The organism is Mycobacterium sp. 4858 (assembly GCF_900240975.1).
In the GTDB taxonomy this organism is placed as follows: Bacteria; Actinomycetota; Actinomycetes; order Mycobacteriales; family Mycobacteriaceae; genus Mycobacterium.
Genome location: NZ_LT968776.1, coordinates 1,179,148 through 1,200,997 on the forward strand (window position 1 = coordinate 1,179,148; position 21,850 = coordinate 1,200,997).

19 protein-coding genes are annotated in these 21,850 nt (G+C 69.8%); 10 read left to right on the plus strand and 9 right to left on the minus strand.

The genetic code is table 11. The features are described 5' to 3' along the window. Positions 1 to 6 precede the first annotated feature (6 nt). Complete coding sequence (gene cmaA1, locus C1737_RS13990; protein ID WP_102418685.1) at positions 7 to 894, minus strand: cyclopropane mycolic acid synthase CmaA1; 888 nt, start codon at positions 892 to 894, stop codon at positions 7 to 9. A 39-nt stretch (positions 895 to 933) separates the two neighbouring features. Between cmaA1 and C1737_RS13995 the strand changes: the two genes are divergently transcribed. From C1737_RS13995 to C1737_RS14005, 3 genes are read left to right on the plus strand one after another with little or no spacing between them, the layout of a single operon-like run. Next, positions 934 to 1,983, plus strand: coding sequence for a nucleoside hydrolase (locus C1737_RS13995; RefSeq protein WP_102418686.1), 1,050 nt, complete (start codon positions 934 to 936; stop codon positions 1,981 to 1,983). Continuing rightward, complete coding sequence (locus tag C1737_RS14000) at positions 1,964 to 2,422, plus strand: hypothetical protein (RefSeq protein WP_102418687.1); 459 nt, start codon at positions 1,964 to 1,966, stop codon at positions 2,420 to 2,422. The genes C1737_RS13995 and C1737_RS14000 overlap by 20 nt, the downstream gene beginning before the upstream one ends. Positions 2,423 to 2,467: 45 nt before the next feature. Then, on the plus strand, positions 2,468 to 3,622 hold the full coding sequence (locus tag C1737_RS14005) for an alpha-hydroxy-acid oxidizing protein (RefSeq protein WP_102418688.1): 1,155 nt from the start codon (positions 2,468 to 2,470) through the stop codon (positions 3,620 to 3,622). A gap of 6 nt (positions 3,623 to 3,628) precedes the next feature. On the opposite strand, the gene C1737_RS14010 is transcribed toward C1737_RS14005, so the two are convergent. From C1737_RS14010 to C1737_RS14025, 4 genes are all read right to left on the minus strand, one after another. Next, on the minus strand, positions 3,629 to 5,173 hold the full coding sequence (locus C1737_RS14010) for a DNA polymerase Y family protein (protein ID WP_102418689.1): 1,545 nt from the start codon (positions 5,171 to 5,173) through the stop codon (positions 3,629 to 3,631). Positions 5,174 to 5,210: 37 nt separating this feature from the next. Continuing rightward, positions 5,211 to 5,900 (minus strand): hypothetical protein, encoded by a 690-nt coding sequence (locus C1737_RS14015; RefSeq protein WP_102418690.1) that lies wholly within the window; start codon positions 5,898 to 5,900, stop codon positions 5,211 to 5,213. A gap of 225 nt (positions 5,901 to 6,125) precedes the next feature. Then, positions 6,126 to 7,685, minus strand: a complete 1,560-nt coding sequence (gene guaA, locus C1737_RS14020) for a glutamine-hydrolyzing GMP synthase (RefSeq protein ID WP_233214751.1) — start codon at positions 7,683 to 7,685, stop codon at positions 6,126 to 6,128. A gap of 10 nt (positions 7,686 to 7,695) precedes the next feature. Continuing rightward, positions 7,696 to 8,373, minus strand: a complete 678-nt coding sequence (locus C1737_RS14025) for a helix-turn-helix domain-containing protein (protein WP_067928070.1) — start codon at positions 8,371 to 8,373, stop codon at positions 7,696 to 7,698. 78 nt (positions 8,374 to 8,451) lie between these two features. Between C1737_RS14025 and C1737_RS14030 the strand changes: the two genes are divergently transcribed. The 5 genes from C1737_RS14030 to C1737_RS14050 all read left to right on the plus strand — a co-directional run bounded on the left by C1737_RS14030 (position 8,452) and on the right by C1737_RS14050 (position 15,045). Continuing rightward, positions 8,452 to 9,987 carry an MFS transporter gene (locus C1737_RS14030; RefSeq protein WP_102418691.1) on the plus strand — a complete coding sequence of 512 codons (1,536 nt, stop codon included), beginning with the start codon at positions 8,452 to 8,454 and terminating at the stop codon, positions 9,985 to 9,987. Further along, entirely contained in the window at positions 9,984 to 11,054 is a 1,071-nt protein-coding gene (locus tag C1737_RS14035) for an NmrA family NAD(P)-binding protein (RefSeq protein WP_067928076.1), read from the plus strand. Before C1737_RS14030 ends, C1737_RS14035 begins: the two co-directional genes overlap by 4 nt. Beyond that, a complete protein-coding gene (locus tag C1737_RS14040) occupies positions 11,051 to 11,863 on the plus strand; it encodes a class I SAM-dependent methyltransferase (protein WP_102418692.1) in 813 nt (270 codons plus the stop codon). Before C1737_RS14035 ends, C1737_RS14040 begins: the two co-directional genes overlap by 4 nt. Before the next feature lie 78 nt (positions 11,864 to 11,941). After that, a complete protein-coding gene (locus C1737_RS14045; RefSeq protein WP_068098424.1) occupies positions 11,942 to 12,682 on the plus strand; it encodes a beta-phosphoglucomutase family hydrolase in 741 nt (246 codons plus the stop codon). Next, positions 12,679 to 15,045, plus strand: coding sequence for a glycoside hydrolase family 65 protein (locus C1737_RS14050; protein ID WP_102418693.1), 2,367 nt, complete (start codon positions 12,679 to 12,681; stop codon positions 15,043 to 15,045). The genes C1737_RS14045 and C1737_RS14050 overlap by 4 nt, the downstream gene beginning before the upstream one ends. 3 nt (positions 15,046 to 15,048) lie before the next feature. Here C1737_RS14050 and C1737_RS14055 read toward each other — a convergent pair whose 3' ends face one another. Then, entirely contained in the window at positions 15,049 to 15,615 is a 567-nt protein-coding gene (locus tag C1737_RS14055; RefSeq protein ID WP_067928089.1) for a TetR/AcrR family transcriptional regulator, read from the minus strand. Positions 15,616 to 15,675: 60 nt separating this feature from the next. Here C1737_RS14055 and C1737_RS14060 point away from each other — a divergent pair, with 60 nt between their 5' ends. Next, complete coding sequence (locus tag C1737_RS14060) at positions 15,676 to 16,569, plus strand: TauD/TfdA family dioxygenase (RefSeq protein ID WP_068098457.1); 894 nt, start codon at positions 15,676 to 15,678, stop codon at positions 16,567 to 16,569. A gap of 170 nt (positions 16,570 to 16,739) precedes the next feature. Here the strand turns inward: C1737_RS14060 and C1737_RS14065 are convergent, their stop codons facing one another. The 3 genes from C1737_RS14065 to guaB are packed head-to-tail and all read right to left on the minus strand — an operon-like array spanning position 16,740 to position 21,262. Further along, a complete protein-coding gene (locus C1737_RS14065) occupies positions 16,740 to 18,476 on the minus strand; it encodes a GMC oxidoreductase (RefSeq protein WP_102418694.1) in 1,737 nt (578 codons plus the stop codon). A gap of 52 nt (positions 18,477 to 18,528) precedes the next feature. After that, on the minus strand, positions 18,529 to 19,656 hold the full coding sequence (locus C1737_RS14070) for a GuaB3 family IMP dehydrogenase-related protein (RefSeq protein ID WP_067928094.1): 1,128 nt from the start codon (positions 19,654 to 19,656) through the stop codon (positions 18,529 to 18,531). Between the two features lie 7 nt (positions 19,657 to 19,663). Then, entirely contained in the window at positions 19,664 to 21,262 is a 1,599-nt protein-coding gene (gene guaB / locus C1737_RS14075) for an IMP dehydrogenase (RefSeq protein ID WP_067928096.1), read from the minus strand. 174 nt (positions 21,263 to 21,436) lie between these two features. Here guaB and C1737_RS14080 point away from each other — a divergent pair, with 174 nt between their 5' ends. Further along, positions 21,437 to 21,844 (plus strand): DUF5319 domain-containing protein, encoded by a 408-nt coding sequence (locus tag C1737_RS14080; RefSeq protein ID WP_046186907.1) that lies wholly within the window; start codon positions 21,437 to 21,439, stop codon positions 21,842 to 21,844. The last annotated feature ends 6 nt before the right edge of the window (positions 21,845 to 21,850 follow it).

A 21,850-nucleotide genomic window follows, 5' to 3' on the forward strand; every position in this document is an offset into this window, starting at 1 on the left:
TGGTAGTCACTTCTGCAAGGTGAACTGATTGACGTCGATGTATCCGACCCGAAATGCGTCGGCGCAACCGGTCAGGTACTTCATGTACCGCTCGTAGACTTCCTCGGACTGCACCGCGATCGCCTCGTCCTTGTGGGCTTGCAGCGCGGCGGCCCAGAGGTCGAGGGTCTTCGCGTAGTGCGGCTGCAGCGACTGCACGCGGGTCACCGTGAAGCCGTTCGCGGTCGCGCGCTCCTGGACCATCTGGATCGACGGTAGCCGCCCACCCGGAAAGATCTCGGTCACAATGAATTTGATGAATCGGGCGAACGTGAACGAGATGGGCATGCCGCGTTCCGCCATCTCCGTCGGGTGCAGCCCGGTGATGGTGTGCAGCAGCATGACCCCGTCGACAGGCAACAGATCGTGCGCCAGGGTGAAGAACGCGTCGTAGCGCTCGTGCCCGAAGTGCTCGAAGGCGCCGATGCTGACGATCCGGTCGACGGGCTCGTCGAACTGCTCCCAGCCCTGCAGCAGGACACGGGCCGAACGCGGGCTCTCGGACTGGGCGATCAGTCGCTCGACGTGCTCGGCCTGGTTGCGGCTCAGGGTGAGGCCGATGACGCTCACGTCGTACTTTTCCAGCGCGCGCATCATGGTGGCGCCCCAACCGCAGCCGACGTCGAGCAACGTCATGCCCGGCTGCAGCCCAAGTTTGCCCAGGGCGAGATCGATCTTGGCGATCTGCGCTTCTTCCAGCGTCATGTCGTCGCGCTCGAAGTAGGCGCAGCTGTAGGTCTGCGTCGGGTCGAGGAATAGCCGGAAGAAGTCGTCCGACAAGTCGTAGTGCGCCTGCACATCGTCGAAGTGCGGCATTAGATCATTCCCCTCGGGGGGCTCCGACGTCGTTGGCATCGTGTCAGCCTAGTCGCCGAAATGAGTATGTTGGACCCAATGAACGCTCCCGTCTTCGTCGACGTCGACACCGGCGTCGATGATGCGCTGGCGCTGATGTATCTGTTCGCCAGCCCGGACGCGGATGTGGTCGGCATCGCCTCCACCGGGGGAAACGTTGCGGTGCAACAGGTTTGCGAGAACAACCTGGGCCTGCTGCAGCTGTGCGGCGTCACCGGCGTCCCGGTCTCCAAGGGCTCCGGCGAGACCCTGACCGGTCCGATGCGCCTACCGTCGAAGGTGCACGGCCCCAGGGGTTTGGGCTACGCCGACCTGCCGCCCACCGATGGGCGGCTCACGAGTCACGACTCGGCAACCGCCTGGGTGCGCGCCGCCCATGCCTTCCCCGGCGAGCTCGTCGGCGTGGCGACCGGCCCGCTGACCAATCTGGCGCTGGCGCTGCGCGCCGAGCCGGCGCTGCCGACGCTGCTGCGCCGGCTGGTCGTCATGGGCGGTTCCTACGATCACCGGGGCAACACCACCGCGGTGGCCGAATGGAACATCAGCGTGGACCCCGAGGCCGCGGCCGAGGTGCTGGCCGCCTGGGCCCCCGAAGTCGTTGGGCAAGAGCGCCTTCCGGTGCTGTGCGGCCTGGATCTGACCCGCAAGGTGGCGATGACGCCGGACCACCTGGCCAGGCTGGCGGCCGCCGCCGGATCGAGCGCGACGCCGATGAGCGCGGACGACCAGCCCGGCACCCGCTCGACGGCGTCCAACCGGTTGATCCGGGTGATCGAGGACGCGATGCGGTTCTACCTGGAGGCCTACCACGAGATCGGCCACGGATACCAGGCGCATCTGCACGATCCGCTGGCCGCCGCCGTGGCGCTCGACCCGGGGCTCGTCGCCACCCGTCCCGCGACGGTGGACATCGAGCTGACGGGGACCCTGACCCGCGCCATGACGGTCACCGACTGGTCGGGCCGGCGGGAGCCCAACGCGCTGATCGGCGTCGACGTGGACGCGGCGGCCTTCTTCGACCGGTTCATCGACCGGGTTGGGTCCTTCGCGCGCGGGCTATCCACATCGCATGAAGGTTCGGTTCATTGAAGTCCTGCGCGCGGGCTGGGGCGCCGTGCTGCTGGCCGCCCCGTCCGAGGTGCTGGATCACATCCACGGGGTGGAAGTCGACCGCAAGGCGCTCGTCGTCACCCGCATCTTGGGCGCCCGCCATCTCGGCCAGGCGTTGCTCTCAGGCGTCAACCCCGGCCCGGAGGTGCTGGCGGCGGGCATCTGGGTCGACGCGGTGCACTCGGCCACCGCGCTCGGCTTGGCCGCGGTCGACCGACGCCGGGCGCGCGGCGGGGTGACCGACGCGGCCGTTGCGGCGTCGTGGGCCGGCCTGGGCTGGCGCCACCTGCGCACCGGCAAGGCCAGGTCCGACGGCGTCCGCAGGCGCGACCGGTTGGCCCGCACAGTCGTGGGCGCGCTGCCCGGCGGCGCCGGGCTGATGGCCCGGGCGGAGGCGGTGCGCGCGGCGCGACCCTAGGCGACCGATTCGTTTGGCCCTCGAGGCGTCGGGTACTGCACGGTCATGGCCTTCGCCGACTACCAAACCGAGCTGTACGACCAATCGCTGCACGGCAATCAGCCGCAATACCCGATCAGATTCGATGAGCTGGAGGAAAAGGCGGCGGCGGCGATGCCCCCGAAAGTGCTCGGATATGTCGCGGGCGGCGCCGGCGACGAGCACACCCAGCGCGCGAACTGCGAGGCCTTCAAGCGGTGGGGCCTGTATCCGCGCATGGGGATCGCCCCCGAGCAGCGCGACATGTCCATCGAGTTGTTCGGGATGAGGTATCCGTCTCCGATTTTCATGGCGCCCATCGGCGTCATCGGGGTGTGCGACCCGGACGGCCACGGGGACATCGCCTGCGCACGGGCCTCGGTCCGCACGGGCGTCCCGTTCTTCGTGGGGACCCTGACGGCCGACCCGATGGAGGATCTCGCCGAGGAGCTGGGCGATACCCCGGCGTTCTTCCAGCTGTACACGCCGCCCGACCGGAAGATGGCGACCAGCCTGGTGCACCGCGCGGAGGCGGCCGGCTTCAAGGGCATCGCCGTCACGCTGGATACCTGGGTCACCGGCTGGCGGCCCCGCGACCTGAGTGGAGGAAACTACCCGCAGGTGCCCAGCGGGTGCCTGGCCAATTACACCAGCGATCCGGTCTTTCGCGCCGGCTTGAGCCGGGGCGAGGACGCCACCGAGGCCGCGGTGCGCAAGCTGCCGATCTTCGGCGGGCCGTTCCGATGGGAGGACCTGGAGTGGCTGCGGTCGGAGACCGACCTGCCGCTGATGGTCAAGGGCATCTGTCACCCCGACGACGTTCAGCGCGCGAAAGACATTGGCGTGGATGGCATTTACTGCTCCAACCATGGGGGCCGGCAGGCCAACGGCGGCCTGCCCACCCTCGATTGCCTGCCCGGGGTGCTCGAGGCGGCCGAGGGCATGCCGGTGCTGTTCGACTCGGGGGTGCGCAGCGGCGCCGACATCATCAAGGCCCTGGCGATGGGGGCGACCGCGGTGGGCATCGGACGGCCCTACGCCTACGGCCTGGCCCTCGGCGGGGTCGACGGCATCGTGCACGTGCTGCGCTCGCTGCTGGCCGAGGCGGACCTGATCATGGCCGTCGACGGGTATCCCTCGATCAAGGACCTGACGCCGGACGCGTTGCGGCCCACCGGATAAGCGCCGCTACTCGTAGCTGCCCTCGAGGTACCAGCGTCGCTGGCGGTAGCACAGCAGGAACGCCCGCTCGCCCTCCAGCAGGACCTGCGCGCGGGCGGTGCGACCACCCCCTTGACCGCCCCCAGGCCGGTCATCCCACCACCGTTCGTCGACCGGCCACGGCCCGGCCCACCAGTCCAGCCGCTCGTCCCGACCGCGCACCGTCAGCCGCACCGGGTCGGCGGAGAACAGCCCCCGGTTCGTCACCCGCACCGGATTCCCTTGGGCATCAAGCATTTCCACCGGGTCGTCGAGCAACACCGCCGGTGATGGCTCGGGCAGCCGGCCGGGCCACGGCAGCCCCGGGTCGGCCCGTGGGAGGAGTTCGTCGCCCAGCGGGGTCAACGTGATGCGTTCGGCCGGCCCGCGCCCGCCGGACAGCACCGGCACCCGCACCGCCTCCGGGCCGAGCAGGCCCTGCACCCGCACCAGGGCCCGGCGGGCCCGCAACCGGTCCTCTTCACCCAAACCACCCCACAGCGGCAACTGCAGCGCCTCGGCCGACACCACCTCCACCGCCCGCAGCCGCAACCGCGTCACGGCCGCCGTCGGGCGCGGGTTGCGTGCGGTCCGGCTGCTCAACCAGCCGTCCAATTGCCAGCGCCCCCGGTCGGCGGTGGCGTCCTCGGTCAACGGCTCGGCGCGCCGCCACACCCGGTCCAGTTCTTCGCCGTTGGCGGTGACGGCGTGGATGGCCAGCCGGGTGCAGCCCACCCCGGCGGCCATCAGCGTCCGATGCAGCGCGCCGGCCAGCGAGCGCCCGGCGAAGGCCGCGGCGTCGACCCGGTCGATCGGCGGGTCGCAGTCCAGCACGGCCTCCAGCTCCTCGGGCGGCTCCCGCCCGGACGGTCCCCGCTCGGGTTCGCCGCGGGCCATCCGGTGCGCGGTCACCCCGTCGGCGCCGAACCTGGACGCCACGTCGGCGGCCGGCAACGCGGCGAATTGACCGACGGTGCGAATCCCCAACCGCCACAACAGGTCCGTCAGCTCTTCGCGCCCGGGACCGCACAGGCTGGGCTCGGTGGCGAGTTGGCGGATCGACAGCACCGACAGAAACTTCGCGTCACCGCCCGGCGGGATCACCCGGCCCGCCCGCGCGGCGAAGACCGCGGTGGACAACCGGTCGGCGATCCCGACCTGGCACTCGGCGCCGGACGCGGCCACCGCGTCGATCAGCCGCTCGGCGGCGCCGGCCTCGGAGCCGAAATAACGGGCCGCCCCGCGCACCGGCAGCACCAGGAGCCCGGGCCGCAGCACCTCGGCGCGCGGCACCAGGTCGTCCACCGCCGCGATGACCGCTTCGAAGAAGCGGGCGTCACGGTCCGCGTCGGCGGCGCTGACGTGCAGCTGCGGGCACCGGGCCGCGGCCTCCCGGCGCCGCAGGGCCCGCCGCACCCCCGCCGCGCGGGCGGCCGCCGAGCAGGCGATCACCCGGTTGGCCAGCGTGACCGCCACCGGAGCCGTCGCGGGCAGACCCGCGGCGGCCGCCGCCGCGACCGCGGGCCAGTCCATGCACCAGATAGCCAACACCCGGGATGCCACTTTGAATTCACCCGGCTCGCGCCCGGGCGGTCACCCGTCGTCCCGCACACACCCCGCTGACCTGCAGCCGCACCCGGCCGATCCGGCCGAATCCCGGGCGGCTTCCCGGGATGAACTCGTAGCCGCAGACCCGGGCCTCCAGTCGCGTGGGCGCCCCCTGCCAGTCACCGTCGGTGACCAGCACGGTGCATCCCTTGGTGCGGGCCCGCGCCACCACCGCCCGCGCCCGGGTAGGCGGCACCCGGCGCCCGCCCAGGCCGAGGACCACCAGATCCATGCCGTCGACGAGCACCGCGGCCACCTCCACCGGATCGTTGCCGGGATCCGGTATCACGGCGAGGCGACTGAGGTCCGCACCCATCTCCGCGGCGGCCAGCAGCCCGAGGTCAGGCTGGCCGACGATTGCCGCGTTGCCGCCCGCCGCCGTCACCGCGGCCACCATGCCCAGCAGCAGCGACCGGGCACCCGAGAGCACCGCCACCGTCCCCCTGGGCAACGGCGCGGGAAGCGACTCCTCCAGCCACCCCGGCAGCGTCAGCTGGGCTTCCGACTCCGGCAGCAGGTCGTCGGCGCGGGCGGCGGGGCCGGATGCGGGCCCAGGCGCCTTGCCGGTGATCACGGCCATCCGCCGGCGCAGCGATTCCAGCTGCTCAGCACGTGTTTCCTGCCGGTGATCGGGCGCGAAAGCCGCAGTCATGTCAGCCTCCTAGCACCGCTCCCACAACGACTATTTTCGAAAGTATGTTCGACTGAGGGAGAGTAAACACCCGCCCTCCGACAACCGTCAAGAAACGGAAGGGACGCTTTATGCGATCGGTACGGATGGGGTGAATGGGGCGCAAAATGCGGCGAGATTGCCGCTGTGGCCGCGGTCGGGGCTACCCCACAACCGTGGCGGCAATCTCGCCGGCGGGCGCCGAACCTACTCCCACTCGATGGTGCCGGGTGGTTTGCTGGTGATGTCCAGCACCACGCGGTTGACCTCGGCCACCTCGTTGGTGATGCGGGTCGAGATCCGCTCCAGCACCTCGTAGGGCACCCGGGTCCAGTCGGCGGTCATCGCGTCCTCGCTGGACACCGGCCGCAGCACGATCGGGTGTCCGTAGGTGCGGTTGTCGCCCTGCACACCGACCGAGCGGACGTCGGCCAGCAGCACCACCGGGCACTGCCAGATCAGCTTGTCCAAGCCGGCGGCGGTGAGTTCCTCGCGCGCGATCGAGTCGGCGCGACGCAGGGTCTCCAGCCGCGCCGAGGTGACCTCGCCGACGATCCTGATGCCCAGGCCGGGGCCCGGGAAGGGCTGGCGCGCAACGATTTCCTCCGGCAGGCCGAGCTCACGCCCGACCGCGCGCACCTCGTCCTTGAACAGCAGCCGCAGCGGCTCGACGAGCTTGAACTTCAGGTCGTCGGGCAGGCCGCCGACGTTGTGGTGGCTCTTGATGTTGGCGGTCCCGCTGCCCCCGCCGGATTCCACCACGTCCGGGTAAAGCGTGCCCTGCACCAGGAACTCGGCCTCAGACCCGGTGTCACTCAGGATGTCTCGCACCGCGCCCTCGAACGCGCGGATGAACTGGCGGCCGATGATCTTGCGCTTGCCCTCGGGATTGGTCACCCCCGACAGCGCCCGCAGGAAGGTGTCCGCGGCGTCGACGGTGACCAGGTTGGCGCCGGTGGCCGCCACGAAGTCGCGCTGCACCTGATCACGCTCGCCGGCGCGCAGCAGCCCGTGGTCGACGAAGACACAGGTCAGCCTGTCGCCGATGGCGCGCTGCACCAGCGCGGCGGCCACCGCCGAGTCCACGCCGCCGGACAGCCCGCAGATGGCGTGGCCGTCACCGATCTGTTCGCGCACTTGCTCGACGAGCGCGCTGGCGATGTTGGCCGGTGTCCACTCCCCGCCGAGCCCGGCGAAGTCGTGCAGGAAGCGGCTGAGCACCTGCTGCCCGTGCGGGGTGTGCATGACCTCGGGGTGATACTGCACCCCGGCCAGGCGACGGGCCCGGTTCTCGAAGGCGGCCACCGTCGCACCCGAGGTGCTGGCGACCACGTCGAACCCGTCCGGCGCGACCGTGACCGCGTCACCGTGGCTCATCCACACCGGCTGGACGCTCGGCATCCCCGAATGTAGTTCGCCGCCAACCACTTTCAGCTCGGTACGGCCGTACTCGCTGGTTCCGGTGTGGGCGACGGTCCCGCCCAGGGCCTGCGCCATGGCCTGGAACCCGTAGCAGATGCCGAACACGGGCACACCGAGGTCGAACACCGCCGGATCGAGCTGCGGGGCGCCCGGTTCGTACACACTGGACGGTCCCCCGGACAGCACCAGCGCCGCCGGCTCGCGGGCCTTGATCTCGTCGATCGAGGCGGTGTGCGGGATGACCTCGGAGAACACCCGCGCCTCCCGGACGCGCCGGGCGATCAGCTGCGCATATTGGGCGCCGAAGTCGACCACCAACACGGGCCGGGGCGAGGGTGTTTCCACGGCAGCCAGCTTAGTGGCCGGCGCTGCCCCATGAGCGCGGGTCCTCGTCCAGCGCAAACGCCGTCCGCACCGCGTCGACGACGTCGGGGTCGCCGGTGAAGTCGATGCGCCGTAGCGCGGCCTTCCTCCTGGCCTCGTTATCCCCGAGGCGCGCGGTCAGAAGATCCGCGGCGCGTGCGGTGATCGTCACCGAAGGCTCGCCTTTGGGGGCTGCGAAATAACCGCCCCGAAGGGCGAATTCGAATACCCGTCCGTCGATGTCGGCGTGGCAGGTCAACTCCAGGTCGGCGGCACCGGCCGGGTCGAATGGCAACAGGATGCCGGCGAGAAACCCGTTCAGCGGTGAAACGGGGCCACTGCCGACCGGCTCCAGCCGGTCCAGACCGAGCCAGGCGACACTCCGCAGCACCGGCAGGCACTTCTGCCACCCCAGGTCGCTGAGGCTGTAGACGGTGCGCCCGATCGGTGCCGGCAGTTCGGCGCGGTCCACGAGTCCCGCGTCCTGCAACTCCTTCAGCCGCTCGGCCAGCAGATTGGTTGCAATGCCGGGCAACTCGGCACGAAGGTCACCGTAGCGGCGGGGCCCCCCGACCAGCTCACGCAGGATGAGCAGCGTCCAGCGCTCGCCCAGGACATCGAGACCGAGCGCGATCGGGCAATTCTGGTTGTACGTCCTGCGGGGTGCCACGATGCCAAGCTACCACGCCAGACATGTTTTTCAACCATATACTTGATTTGTTTGTCTAGTAGCTTTAGCGTCTTGTCCATGCGCACCGAGCCCCTCTTCGTGAACCGCCCGATCCCCGCACTCGCAGTCATCTGCCTCGGGGTCTTCGTCATCAGCGTCGACGCCACCATCGTCAACGTCGCCCTGCCCACCCTGTCGCGAGACCTGGACGCCGACACCGCGCAGCTGCAATGGATCGTCGACGCGTACACCCTGGTCATGTCCGGCCTGCTGCTGTCGGTCGGCAGCCTGTCCGACCGATTCGGCAGGCGCGGCTGGCTGAACTGCGGCCTCGCCGTCTTCGCGATCACTTCCGCCGTTGCGGCGCATACCCATTCGGCTGAGCAGCTGATCGCGGCCCGCGCGGCCATGGGGGTTGGCGCGGCGGTGATCTTCCCGACCACGCTGGGTTTGATCACCAACATCTTCACCGACCCGGCCGCACGCGCCAAGGCGATCGGCCTGTGGGCGGCCATGGTCGGCGTCGGGGTGGCCGTCGGACCCATCACCGGCGGCTGGCTGCTCGAGCACTTCTGGTGGGGCGCGATTTTCATGGTGAACATCCCGATCGCCGCGCTGGCCATCGCCGGCGGCGTCCTGTTCGTGCCTACCTCCCGTGACCCGGCGGCGCCGCGCGTCGACCTGCCGGGCCTGCTGCTTTCCGCGGCCGGCATCACGGCGCTGGTCTACACCGTCATCGAGGCGCCCAGCTGGGGATGGACCAACGCGCGAAGCGCGGGCGGCTTCGCCCTGGCCACAACCATTCTCGTCGCCTTCGCGCTCTGGGAGCGGCGCAGCCCCCATCCGATGCTGGACGTCTCGGTGTTCACCAACCGCCGGTTCTCCGGCGGCAGCCTGGCCGTGACGGCCGGCTTCCTCACCTTGTTCGGCTTCATCTTCGTCATCACCCAGTACTTCCAATTCATCAAGGACTACACCGCTTTTCAAAGCGGGGTGCGGCTGCTGCCGGTTGCCGCCTCGATCGCGCTGGCCAGCATCGCGGGCCCCCGGCTCGTCGCACGAGTCGGCACCACCGCCGTCGTCGCCTCCGGACTCACCGTGTTCGCCGCGGGGCTGGCCTGGGCATCGACGGCCGACTCGGCCACCCCCTACGGCCAGATCGCCGCGCAGATGCTGCTCCTCGGTGGCGGCCTCGGCATGACCTTCTCACCGGCCACCGAGGCGATCATGGGGTCGCTGCCCATCGACAAGGCCGGCGTCGGCTCCGCGGTCAACGACACCACACGGGAGCTCGGGGGCACGCTCGGCGTCGCCGTCTCCGGCAGCATCTTCGCGTCGGTGTACGCGGGCCACCTCCGCACCCCCGCCCTGGCGGGGCTGCCCGCCGACGCGATGCGCCACTCGATGGCGTTGGCGCACAGGGTGATCCAGCAGTTACCGGTACAACAGGCCGCCTACGTCCGCGGCGCCGTCGACCGCGCCTTCTTGGACGGCTTGCAGGTCAGCTCACTGGTGTGCGCCGGGATTGCGCTCGGCGCCGCGATCGTCGTCGGCTGGTTGTTGCCGGCCCGTCAAATGGAACCCGCCCGTCAACTGGAAAGGGAAATCGCATGAGTACCCGAGTATTGGTCACCGCAGCCACCGGCAGGATCGGCGGCGCGGTCGCCGCGCAACTTCTTGAACACGGCGTCACGACACGGGCCATCGTGCATCGTGAGGACGCGCGCAGCGCCCGATTGCGAGAACTGGGCGCCGAGGTCGTCGTCGCGAATATGTTCGACTTTCAACAGGTTACGGCCGCCCTGGACGGAGTGGACCGGCTGTTCTTCAATCCTCCTTACCATCCCCATGCGCTCGACAGCGCGGTCGCCTTCGCCGTCGGCGCCCGGCGCACCGGTGTAGAAGCGGTGGTGGCGCTCGGGCAGTGGCTGGCCAGCCCGGAGCACCCGTCACTGATGACCCGGCACGCCTGGCTCACGGACAAACTGTTCGGCCTGCTGCCGGACACCGCCCATGTCGCGGTCGATCCCGGCTACTTCGCCGACAACTATCTCCAGGTACTGCCGCTGGCCGCGGCGCTGGGAATCCTGCCGGTCCCAACCGGTAAGGGCCGCAACGCACCTCCCTCCAACGAAGATATCGCCCGGGTCGCGGTGGGTGCGCTGCTCGAGCCGCATCGCCACGACGGGCGCGCGTACCGCCCGACCGGACCGACGCTGCTGTCGGCGGCCGAGATCGCGGAGGCCGTCGGTGAGGCGTTGGGTCGGCGCGTGCGGCACATCGACATTCCGCCGTGGATGTTCATGCGCGCCGTGCGCGTCAACGCCAAGCGGCTCCGCGCCGACCGGTACTTCGAGTCCAGCCTGCGCTACTACCTGCCCGAGCACGCCCTGGGAACCTGGGAGGCGGGCGGGCCGACCACCCACGTCCGAGACGTGGCGGGCGTCGAGCCCGAGGATTTCCTGACCATCGCGCGCCGATACGTCTCCGGCCCGGAAACCCGGCGCACGGCGGGGAATCTCCTGCGCCAGGTCTGGGACTTCACGTTGACCGGGCTGGTGCCGATGCACCGACTGGACCGCTTCGACCGCCTGCAACAGCATCCGGTGCCCGCGCATCCGCGGCTATCCGGGCGGTCCGCCCTGTGGCAGACCGAGCACATGCAGGGAGTCAGCGCATGAACGACACCATCGAAAACCAGTACTCGACCGGCTTGTCCCGACCCAACATCGAACGGGCGTTGAGGTCCGCGGGCAAAGACCTCGACCGCCTGGCGCCCGCCGACCTGGTTCTGGTGGAGGACTTCCACACCATGGGCCGCTTCGCCACCAGCCGGCTGGTGGATCTGGCGGGCATCACCCGGGAAAGCCGGGTGCTCGACGCGGGCAGCGGGATCGGTGGCACCGCCCGCTACGTCGCCGACCGGTGCGGTTGCACGGTGACGGCCGTGGACCTCACCGACGAGTACTGCGAGACAAGCCGTTGGCTCAACCGCCTGGTCGGACTCGGCGACCGGATATCCGTCCGGCAGGCGGACGTCACTGAACTCCCCTTTGCTGCCGGCACTTTTGACGTCGCCATCAGCCAGCACGTCCAGATGAACGTCGCGGACAAGGCCCGCCTGTACTCCGAAGCCCGCCGGGTACTGGTGACCGGAGGCCGGATTGCGCTGTGGGACTTGACGATTGGGAATCACGGCGAGCTGGAGTATCCGCTGCCGTGGGCCGATCAACCCGAGCGCAGCCACCTGGTCACCCCCGACGGGTTACGCGCGGTCATCGAGTCCGCCGGGTTCGCCGTCGAGCACTGGGACGACCTCACCGACCAGGCGGCCGAGTTCATGCAGGCGTTGCTGACCCAGCCCTCCAACCCGCTGGGTTTGCACGCCTTCGTCACCGACTTCGACCGCAAAGTCGAGAACCTGACCGCCGCGCTGGCGGACCGGCGCCTGCGAGCCATCCAGGGGGTCGCCACGGCCGCGCCCGGGTGACCGCTTGGCGACAGACATGTCGGCATGGTGGAGTGGGTATCGCTTGACTAGTCCCCTAAGACCAGGAAGCGAGTCCCCATGCTGGGTCTGCCCGAGAAGGTGCACGCCTGCCTGTTCGACCTCGACGGTGTGCTCACCGACACCGCCAGCGTGCACACCAAGGCCTGGAAGGCCATGTTCGACGACTACCTGTCGGAGCGGGCCAAGCGCACCGGGGAAGAATTCGTCCCCTTCGACGCGGCTGCCGACTACCGCAAATACGTGGACGGCAAGAAGCGCGAGGACGGGGTCCGGTCGTTCCTGCAGAGCCGCGGGATCGAGCTGCCCGACGGCAGCCCCGACGACCCGGGAGACGCCGAGACGATCTACGGCCTGGGCAACCGCAAGAACGAGATGTTCCAACAGGTCCTGCGCAAGGACGGCGTCGAGGTTTTCGAGGGGTCGCGACGATACCTGGAGGCGGCCTCGGCGGCCGGCCTGGGCATCGCGGTGGTGTCCTCGAGCGCCAACACGCGCGACGTCCTCGAGATCACCGGTCTGGACCGGTTCATCCAGAAGCGGGTGGACGGCGTCACGCTGCGCGACGAGCACATCGCCGGCAAGCCGGCCCCCGACTCCTACCTGCGCGGGGCCGAGATGCTGGGCGTCGGCGCCGACGCCGCGGCCGTGTTCGAGGACGCGATCTCCGGCGTGCAGGCCGGTCACGCCGGAAACTTCGGCTACGTGGTGGGCGTCGATCGAGTGGGCCAGGCCGACGATCTGCGCCGCAACGGCGCCGACGTGGTGGTCACCGACCTCGCCGAGCTGCTGCAGTCATGATCGACGACGACGCCTTTCCCGTCGATCCCTGGCACGTCAGCGAGACCAGGCTCGACCTGAACCTGCTGGCCCAGTCCGAATCCCTGTTCACCCTGTCCAACGGGCACATCGGGCTGCGCGGCAACCTCGACGAGGGCGAGCCTTACGGCCTGCCCGGCACCTACCTGAACTCCTTCTACGAGATCCGGCCGCTGCCCTACGCCGAGGCCGGCTACGGCTACCCGGAAGCCGGGCAGACCATCGTCGACGTCACCAACGGCAAGATCATCCGCCTGCTGGTCGAGGACGAGCCGTTCGACGTCCGCTACGGCGAATTGATCTCGCATGAGCGAACTCTCGACCTGCGCGCCGGGACGATGACCCGCCGCGCGCATTGGCGCTCCCCCGCTGGCAAGGAGATCAGGCTGGTGTCCACCCGGCTGGTGTCGCTGGCCCAGCGCGGCGTGGCCGCCATCGAATACGTCGTGGAGGCGGTCGGCGAGTTCGTGCGCGTGACGGTGCAGTCCGAACTGGTCACCAACGAGGACCAGCCGCAGACCTCGGGCGACCCTCGGGTGTCGGCCATCCTGGAGAGCCCGCTGGTGGCCGTCGACCACGAAAACACCGAAACCGGGGCGCTTCTCATGCACCGCACCCGCAGCAGCGCCCTGATGATGTCGGCCGCGATGGACCACGAGATCGACGTGCCCGGCCGCGTCGAATTCAGCACCGATGCCCGCGACGACCTGGCGCGAACCACAGTGATCTGCGGGCTGCGCGCCGGGCAGAAGCTGCGCATCGTCAAGTACCTGGCGTACGGCTGGTCCAGCATGCGATCGCGCCCCGCGCTGCGCGACCAGGCCGCCGCCGCGATCCACAGCGCCCGCTACAGCGGATGGCAGGGCCTGCTGGACGCGCAGCGGAAATACCTCGACGACTTCTGGGACAGCGCCGACGTCGAGGTCGAGGGCGACCCGGAATCGCAGCAAGCGGTGCGGTTCGGGCTTTTTCACCTGTTGCAGGCCAGCGCGCGCGCCGAGCGCCGCGCGATCCCGGCCAAGGGCCTCACCGGGACCGGTTACGACGGTCACGCCTTCTGGGACACCGAAAGCTACGTGCTGCCGGTGCTCACCTACACCGCGCCGCACGCGGTGGCCGACGCCCTGCGGTGGCGGGCGTCCACCCTGGACCTGGCCAGGGAGCGGGCGGCCGAGCTCGGCCTCCAGGGCGCCAGCTTCCCGTGGCGGACCATCCGCGGGCAGGAGTGCTCGGCCTACTGGCCCGCCGGCACCGCGGCCTGGCACATCAACGCCGACATCGCCATGGCGTTCGAGCGCTACCGCATCGTCACCGGCGACGAAGAGCTCGAAAAGCGTTGCGGCCTGGGGGTACTCGTCGAGACCGCCCGGCTCTGGGTCTCCCTCGGCCACCACGACCGGCACGGGGTGTGGCACCTCGACGGCGTCACCGGCCCCGACGAGTACACCGCGATCGTGCGCGACAACGTCTTCACCAACCTGATGGCCGCGCACAACCTGCGCACCGCCGCCGAGGCCTGCAACCGCCACCCCGAGGCGGCGGAGGCGATGGGCGTCACCACCGAGGAGACGGCGTCGTGGCGCGACGCGGCCGACGCGGCCAACATTCCCTACGACGCCGGCTTGGGGGTCCATCAGCAGTGCGAGGGGTTCACCACCCTCGCCGAGTGGGACTTCAAGGAGAACCACGCCTACCCGTTGCTGCTGCACGACCCGTACGTGCGGCTCTACCCCGCGCAGGTGATCAAGCAGGCCGACCTGGTGCTGGCGATGCAGTGGCAGAGCCACGTGTTCACCCCCGAGCAGAAGGCGCGCAACGTCGACTATTACGAGCGGCGCATGGTGCGCGACTCCTCGCTGTCCGCGTGCACCCAGGCGGTGATGTGTGCCGAGGTCGGGCACTTGGAACTGGCGCACGACTACGCCTACGAGGCCGGGCTGATCGACCTGCGCGATCTGCACCACAACACCCGCGACGGCCTGCACATGGCCTCACTCGCCGGTGCCTGGACGGCGCTGGTGGGCGGCTTCGGCGGCCTGCGCGACGACGAGGGCATCCTGTCGCTGGATCCCGCGTTGCCCGACGGCATCTCGCGGCTGCGGTTTCGCCTTCGGTGGCGTGATTTCCGGGTGACCGTCGACGTGAACCACTCCGATGTCACCTATACGGTGCGCGACGGCCCGGGCGGCCAGCTCACCATCCGGCACGCGGGCGAAGAGGTCACCCTGACCACCGATGCGCCGAAAACCATTGCGCTGCAACCCCGCAAGCCGCTGTTGCCGCCCCCGCAGCAGCCGCCGGGCCGCGAGCCGCTCCACCGCCGGGCGCTCACCCGGAACAAGTGAGCGTCAGCCCGGATTGAGGATCCGCCCCACCTCGGCGCCGGCCGCCTGGCGTATCTCGGCGTCCGTCAGCGCCTCGATCCCCGTCGCCGACCGCAGGATCGGTGCGAAGAGCCGCCAACCAAATTGCAGCGCAAGGGCGTTGGCTACGGCCAGCCGCCCTTCTGTCTCGTTGTCGTGAAGCGGCAGCACCCACTCGAGTATCGCCGCGATGTTGGGGAAGCGCTTCTGCAGCTGCCCCGCCGGATACCCGTCCAGCACGGTGCGGGCCATCACGCGCATCTGCCGGTCGAGGGCCCGGTCCAGTTCGTCGGCGGGCGCCCCGGCGTTCAGCAGCGCAGTCAGGTTGGCGCCCAGGTGATCGAGCACGGCACCGACGAGGTTCTCCTTGGTGCCGAAGTGCCGAAACACCAGCCCGTGGTTGACGTTGGACCGAGCGGCGATGTCCCGGATCGACGTCGCGGCGGGGCCGCGCTCGGCAAACAGGTCGGTGGCGGCCTCCAGGATGGCCGCGGCCACCTCGGCCCGTCCGGTGGGCATGTTCGAGCGGCCACTTGCGGGCGCTGTAGTCATGTGTCTACACTACTCGATGTAGTCAGTTGACTACACACCTTCACGCAAGGACTGATGAAAATGATTGGTCAGATAACCGTCACCAAGCTGGGCAGCCGTATCGGCGCTCGGGTCGACGGGGTGCGCCTCGGGGGCGACCTCGACGACGAGGTGGTCGAAAAGATCCGCCAGGCGCTGTTGGCCCACAAGGTGATCTTCTTCCGCCACCAGCACCACCTCGACGACGAGGCGCAGCTGGCGTTCGCCGGCCTGCTGGGCACCCCCGTCGGCCACCCGGCCGCCGAGCTGCTCGCCGCCAAGAACGCGCCGGTCATCACCCCGATCAACTCCGAGTACGGCAAGGCCAACCGCTGGCACACCGACGTCACGTTCGTGGCCAACTATCCGGCGGCCTCGATCCTGCGCGCCGTCACCCTGCCCCGCTACGGCGGGTCCACACTGTGGACCAACACCGCGGCGGCATACGACGACCTGCCCGAGCCGCTGACGTGGCTCGTCGACGACCTGTGGGCCCTACACACCAACCGCTATGACTACATCACCCCGCAGGCATTGACCGACGCGCAGCGCTCGTTCCGGCAGGCCTTCGAAAAGCCGGATTTCCGGACTGAGCATCCCGTGGTGCGCGTGCACCCGGAGACCGGCGAGCGCACGCTGCTGCTGGGAGATTTCGTGCGCGGGTTCGTCGGCCTTGACAGCTACGAATCGGCCGTGCTCTTCGAAATGCTGCAACGGCGAATCACCATGCCGGAGAACACCATTCGTTGGAACTGGGCACCGGGCGACGTCGCCATCTGGGACAACCGGGCCACCCAGCACCGGGCGGTCGACGACTACGACGACCAGCCCCGGCTGATGCACCGGGTCACGTTGATGGGCGACGTGCCCTTCAACATCCACCGGGAACGCAGCCGGGTGGTCAGTGGCGCCCCGCTCGAGGCGATCGCAAGCTAGGCGTAGCCGAGCGCTGCGGGTCGCCGACCGACCAACCAGCGAGGCGATCGCAAGCTAGGCGTAGCCGAGCGCTGCGGGTCGCCGACCGACCAACCAGCGAGGCGATCGCAAGCTAGGCGTAGCCGAGCGCTGCGGGTCGCCGACCGACCGAGCAGCGAGGCGATCGCAAGCTAACCGGTCGAGCTCACCGGGGTGATGGGCAACCAGCGCAGCGCACCCGGTGCGTCGACGGGCACCACCGGGTGCTCGGGCGCGATCGGGTCCAGCCGGCGGTACGGCTGCCCCTGCGGCGGGCGCTGATCGGTCTCGCCCTTGTTCGGCCACAGCGACGCGGCCCGTTCGGCCTGTGCGGTGATCGACAGCGACGGGTTGACGCCCAGGTTCGCCGAGATGGCGGCGCCGTCCACGACGAACATCGTGGGGTAGCCATAGACCCGGTGGTACGGGTCGATCACCCCTTGCTCGGGGCCGTCGCCGATCGCCGCGCCGCCGAGGAAGTGCGCGGTCAGCGGGATGTTGAACAGCTCGCCCCAGGTGCCGCCGGCCACGCCGTCGATCTTCTCGGCGATGCGCCGGGTGACCTTGTTGCCGACCGGGTTCCACGCCGGGTTGGGGTCACCGTGGCCCTGCTTGCTGGTGTACCACCGGATGCCCAGCTTCCCGCGTTTGGTGTAGGTGGTGATCGAGTTGTCCAGGTGCTGCATGACCAGGGCGATCAGCGTGCGCTCGCTCCACTGGTGAACGTTGAGCATCCGCATCATCCGCCGCGGGTCCTCGCGGGCCTGGTCCAGCAGCTGCTTCCAGCGCGGCACGTCGGTCCCCTCCGGGCCGGTGCCGTCGGTCATCAGGGTCTGCAACAGGCCCATCGCGTTGGAGCCCTTGCCGTAGCGGCAGGGTTCGACGTGCGTGTCGGCGGTGGGGTGGATCGACGACGTGATGGCCACCCCGTGGGTCAGGTCCAGGTTCGGGTCGACCTCGAGTTTCCCGGCGCCGACGATGGACTCGGAGTTGGTGCGCGTCAGCACACCCAGCTTCTCGGACAGACGCGGCAACTTGCCCTTGTCGCGCATCTTGAACAGCAGGTGCTGCGTCCCCCAGGTGCCCGCCGCCAGGATCAGGTGCGTCGCAGTGTAGGTGCGCCGGTCCCTGCGCAGCCAGCTGCCGGTGCGCACGGTGCGGACCTCCCACGTCCCGTCGGGCCGCTGCTGGAAGCCTTTGACGGTGGTCATCGGGATCACTTGCGCCCCGGCCGATTCGGCGAGGCCGAGGTAGTTCTTCAGCAGCGTGTTCTTGGCGCCGTAGCGGCAGCCCGTCATGCAGCAACCGCACTCCAGGCAGCCGGTGCGCTCCGGTCCCGCGCCGCCGAAGTACGGGTCCGGCACGGTCTTGCCCGGGGTCTTGGAGCCGTCGGGGCCGAAGAACACCCCGACCGGCGTGGATACGAAGGTGTCCCCGCAACCCATCTCGTCGGCGACCTCCTTCAGGATGCGGTCCGCGTCGGTGAAGGTGGGGTTCGTGACCACCCCGAGCATCCGTTTCGCCTGCTCGTAGTGGGGCATCAACTCGTCGCGCCAGTCGGTGATGTGCGACCACTGCCGGTCTTTGAAGAACGGCTCCGGCGGAACGTAGAGGGTGTTGGCGTAGTTCAGGGAGCCGCCGCCCACGCCGGCGCCGGCCAGGATCATCACGTTGCGCAGCGGGTGGATCCGCTGGATGCCGTAGCAACCGAGCCTCGGGGCCCACAGGAACTTGCGCAGGTCCCAGGACGTCTCGGCGAAGTCCTCGTCGGCGAACCGCCGCCCGGCCTCCAATACGCCTACGCGGTAGCCCTTTTCGGTCAGCCGCAGCGCGCTGACGCTGCCGCCGAACCCCGAACCGATGATCAGAACGTCGTAATCCGGCCTCATCGCACCAGTATGGCCTTACTCACAGGTAACAAGCCAGCGGCCCTCGCCGGGCTCAGCTGCCGACGGCGAGCCCGACCTTCTGAAATTCCTTGAGGTCGCAATAGCCCGCCTTGGCCATAGACCGGCGCAGGCCGCCGACCAGGTTCAGCGAACCGAACGGGTCGTCGGAGGGCCCGTTGAGCACCCGCTCCAGGGGCGGCCGCTCGCCGAGGGCGATCTGCAGCAACGCCCCACGCGGCAGCGACGGATGCGCCGCCGCGGCGGGCCAGAACCAGCCCTCGCCGAGCGCCTCGGCGGATTCGGCGAGCGGCGTGCCGAGCACCACCGCGTCGGCCCCGCAGGCGATCGCCTTGGCCAGCTCGCCGGAGGTGTGGATGTCGCCGTCGGCAAGCACGTGCACGTAACGGCCGCCGGTCTCGTCGAGGTACTCGCGCCGCGCGGCCGCGGCGTCGGCGATGGCGGTGGCCATCGGCACGCTGATGCCCAGCACCTCGTCGCTGGTGGTCACGCCCCGGGTGGAGCCGTAGCCGACGATCACGCCGGCGGCGCCGGTGCGCATCAGGTGCAGCGCGGTGCGGTGGTCGAGCACCCCGCCGGCCACCACCGGGACGTCGAGCTCGGAGATGAACGTCTTCAGGTTCAGCGGTTCCCCGTCGCTGGCCACCCGCTCGGCGGACACGATGGTGCCCTGGATGACCAGCAGGTCGATGCCGGCCTGTAGCAGCACCGGGGTCAGCGCCTGGGCGTTCTGCGGGCTGACCCGCACCGCCGTGGTCACCCCGGCCTCCCGGATGCGCGCGACCGCGGATCCCAGCAGGTCGGGGTTCAGCGGGGCGGCGTGCAACTCCTGCAGCAGCCGGATCGACGCCGACGGCTCGGGCTCCTTGCTGGCGGCCTCGACCAGCTGGGCGATCTTGCCCTGCACGTCGGCGTGCCGGCCGATCAGCCCCTCGCCGTTGAGGACGCCCAGCCCGCCGAGGCGGCCGAGCTCGATGGCGAACTCCGGGGACACCAGCGCGTCGGTCGGATGGGCCACCACCGGGATCTCGAACCGGTAGGCGTCCAGCTGCCAGGCGGTCGACACGTCCTGCGACGACCGGGTGCGCCGCGACGGCACGATGCTGACTTCGCTCAGCTCATAGGTGCGACGGGCGTTGCGGCCCATCCCGATCTCCACCATCCCGGCCTCAGCGCGCAAAGTAGTTCGGCGCTTCGACGGTCATCGCGACGTCGTGCGGATGGCTTTCGCGCAGTCCGGCCGAGGTGATCCGGACGAACTGCGCCTGTTGCAGCGCCTCAATGGTCGGCGAGCCCGTGTAGCCCATCGCGGCCCGCAGACCGCCGGTGAGCTGGTGGATCACCGAGGACAGCGGGCCGCGGAACGGCACCCGGCCCTCGATTCCCTCCGGCACCAGCTTGTCCTCGCTCAATGCGTCGTCGGCGAAGTAGCGGTCCTTGGAGTACGACTTCGCGCCACCCCGGCCCTGCATGGCGCCCAGCGAACCCATGCCGCGGTAGCTCTTGAACTGCTTGCCGTTGACGAAGATCAGCTCGCCGGGGGCCTCGGCGGTGCCCGCCAGCAGCGAGCCCAGCATGGCCGTCGAGGCACCGGCGGCCAGCGCCTTGGCGATGTCGCCGGAATACTGCAGCCCGCCGTCGGCGATCACCGGCACGCCATGCGGATGACATGCCGCCACTGCTTCCAAAATCGCCGTGATCTGTGGCGCGCCGACCCCGGCCACCACCCGGGTGGTGCAGATCGAGCCCGGCCCCACGCCGACCTTGACCGCGTCGGCACCGGCGTCGATCAGCGCCAGGGCCGCGGAGCGGGTGGCGACGTTCCCGCCGATCACCTCGACCTTCTCGCCCACCTCGGCCTTGAGCTTGCCGACCATGTCGAGCACCAGCCGGTTGTGCGCGTGCGCGGTGTCGACGATCAGCACGTCGGCCCCGGCGTCGACCAGCATCATCGCCCGGACCCAGGCGTCGCCGCCGACGCCGACGGCGGCACCCACCAGCAGACGGCCGTCGCTGTCCTTGGTGGCCAGCGGGTGCTGTTCGGTCTTGACGAAGTCCTTGACGGTGATCAGCCCGGTGAGCCGGCCGTGGCCGTCGACGACGGGCAGCTTCTCGATCTTGTGGCGCCGCAACAGCCCCAGGGCGGCGTCGGCGCTCACCCCCTCCTGGGCGGTGATCAGCGGCGCCTTGGTCATCACCTCGGCGACCTTTCGGGTCTGGTCGACCTCGAACCGCATGTCCCGGTTGGTGATGATGCCGACCAGCGCCCCGGTGTCGTCGACCACCGGCAGGCCCGAGATCCGGAAGCGGGCGCACAGCGCGTCGACCTGGGCCAGGGTGTTGTCCGGGCGGCAGGTGACGGGGTCGGTGACCATGCCGGCCTCCGAGCGCTTCACCATCTCGACCTGGCCGGCCTGTTCGGCCACGGGCAGGTTGCGGTGCAGCACGCCCATGCCGCCCGCCCGGGCCATCGCGATGGCCATCCGCGACTCGGTGACCGTGTCCATCGCCGAGCTGACCAGCGGCACCTTGAGCCTGATCTTCTTGGTGAGCTGGCTGGACGTGTCGGCGGTGGCGGGGACCACATCCGAGGCGGCGGGCAGGAGTAAGACGTCGTCGAAGGTGAGGCCCAGCATCGCGACCTTGTGCGGGTTGTCACCCCCGGTGGGCACCGGGTCGTCGATCAGCCCCCCGATGCGTGGATCGCGCACGTAGGGGCTGCCGACGAGGTCGGAGCTGTCTTCCAGGTGGGACATGCCACGGGTCATCGGTGGGGCCCTCCATACGATGCGGCGCGAGAACCCCATCCTATCGGCTCGGCCGTCCCCTCCAACCGCTTGCCGGGGCGCGCCGCGGGGGGGCAACCGGCCCAAACCGGCACGGAAACGACGGGCGGCTTGCCTGCTGGCGTTATCCCGGCCCGGCTGCGTAGGCTAGTGTGCGTGCGCGATCACCTCCCACCGGGTTTGCCGCCCGACCCCTTCGCCGACGACCCCTGCGATCCGTCGGCTGCGCTGGAAGCCGTAGAGCCGGGGCAACCCCTGGACGCCCAGGAGCGGATGGCGGTCGAGGCCGACCTGGCCGACCTGGCGGTTTACGAGGCCCTGTTGGCGCACAAGGGCATTCGCGGACTCGTGGTGTGCTGTGACGAATGCCAGCAGGACCACTATCACGACTGGGACATGCTCCGGGCGAACCTGTTGCAGCTGCTGATCGACGGCACCGTCCGCCCGCACGAGCCGGCCTACGACCCCGAACCGGACGCCTACGTCACGTGGGACTACTGCCGGGGATACGCCGACGCCTCGCTCAACGAGGCCACCTCGGACGCTGACGGTTACCGCCGCTGACGGTTA

Coding starts and splice junctions, on each gene's coding strand:
- C1737_RS14040 (WP_102418692.1), top strand. CDS start 11,051: ATGAACGACACCATCGAAAACCAGTACTCGACCGGCTTGTCCCGACCC.
- C1737_RS14055 (WP_067928089.1), bottom strand. CDS start 15,615: ATGACTACAGCGCCCGCAAGTGGCCGCTCGAACATGCCCACCGGACGG.
- C1737_RS14010 (WP_102418689.1), bottom strand. CDS start 5,173: ATGGACTGGCCCGCGGTCGCGGCGGCGGCCGCCGCGGGTCTGCCCGCG.
- C1737_RS14015 (WP_102418690.1), bottom strand. CDS start 5,900: ATGACTGCGGCTTTCGCGCCCGATCACCGGCAGGAAACACGTGCTGAG.
- C1737_RS14045 (WP_068098424.1), top strand. CDS start 11,942: ATGCTGGGTCTGCCCGAGAAGGTGCACGCCTGCCTGTTCGACCTCGAC.
- C1737_RS14030 (WP_102418691.1), top strand. CDS start 8,452: ATGCGCACCGAGCCCCTCTTCGTGAACCGCCCGATCCCCGCACTCGCA.
- C1737_RS14060 (WP_068098457.1), top strand. CDS start 15,676: ATGATTGGTCAGATAACCGTCACCAAGCTGGGCAGCCGTATCGGCGCT.
- C1737_RS14050 (WP_102418693.1), top strand. CDS start 12,679: ATGATCGACGACGACGCCTTTCCCGTCGATCCCTGGCACGTCAGCGAG.
- C1737_RS13995 (WP_102418686.1), top strand. CDS start 934: ATGAACGCTCCCGTCTTCGTCGACGTCGACACCGGCGTCGATGATGCG.
- C1737_RS14070 (WP_067928094.1), bottom strand. CDS start 19,656: ATGGTGGAGATCGGGATGGGCCGCAACGCCCGTCGCACCTATGAGCTG.
- C1737_RS14000 (WP_102418687.1), top strand. CDS start 1,964: ATGAAGGTTCGGTTCATTGAAGTCCTGCGCGCGGGCTGGGGCGCCGTG.
- guaB (WP_067928096.1), bottom strand. CDS start 21,262: ATGACCCGTGGCATGTCCCACCTGGAAGACAGCTCCGACCTCGTCGGC.
- cmaA1 (WP_102418685.1), bottom strand. CDS start 894: ATGCCAACGACGTCGGAGCCCCCCGAGGGGAATGATCTAATGCCGCAC.
- C1737_RS14005 (WP_102418688.1), top strand. CDS start 2,468: ATGGCCTTCGCCGACTACCAAACCGAGCTGTACGACCAATCGCTGCAC.
- C1737_RS14065 (WP_102418694.1), bottom strand. CDS start 18,476: ATGAGGCCGGATTACGACGTTCTGATCATCGGTTCGGGGTTCGGCGGC.
- C1737_RS14035 (WP_067928076.1), top strand. CDS start 9,984: ATGAGTACCCGAGTATTGGTCACCGCAGCCACCGGCAGGATCGGCGGC.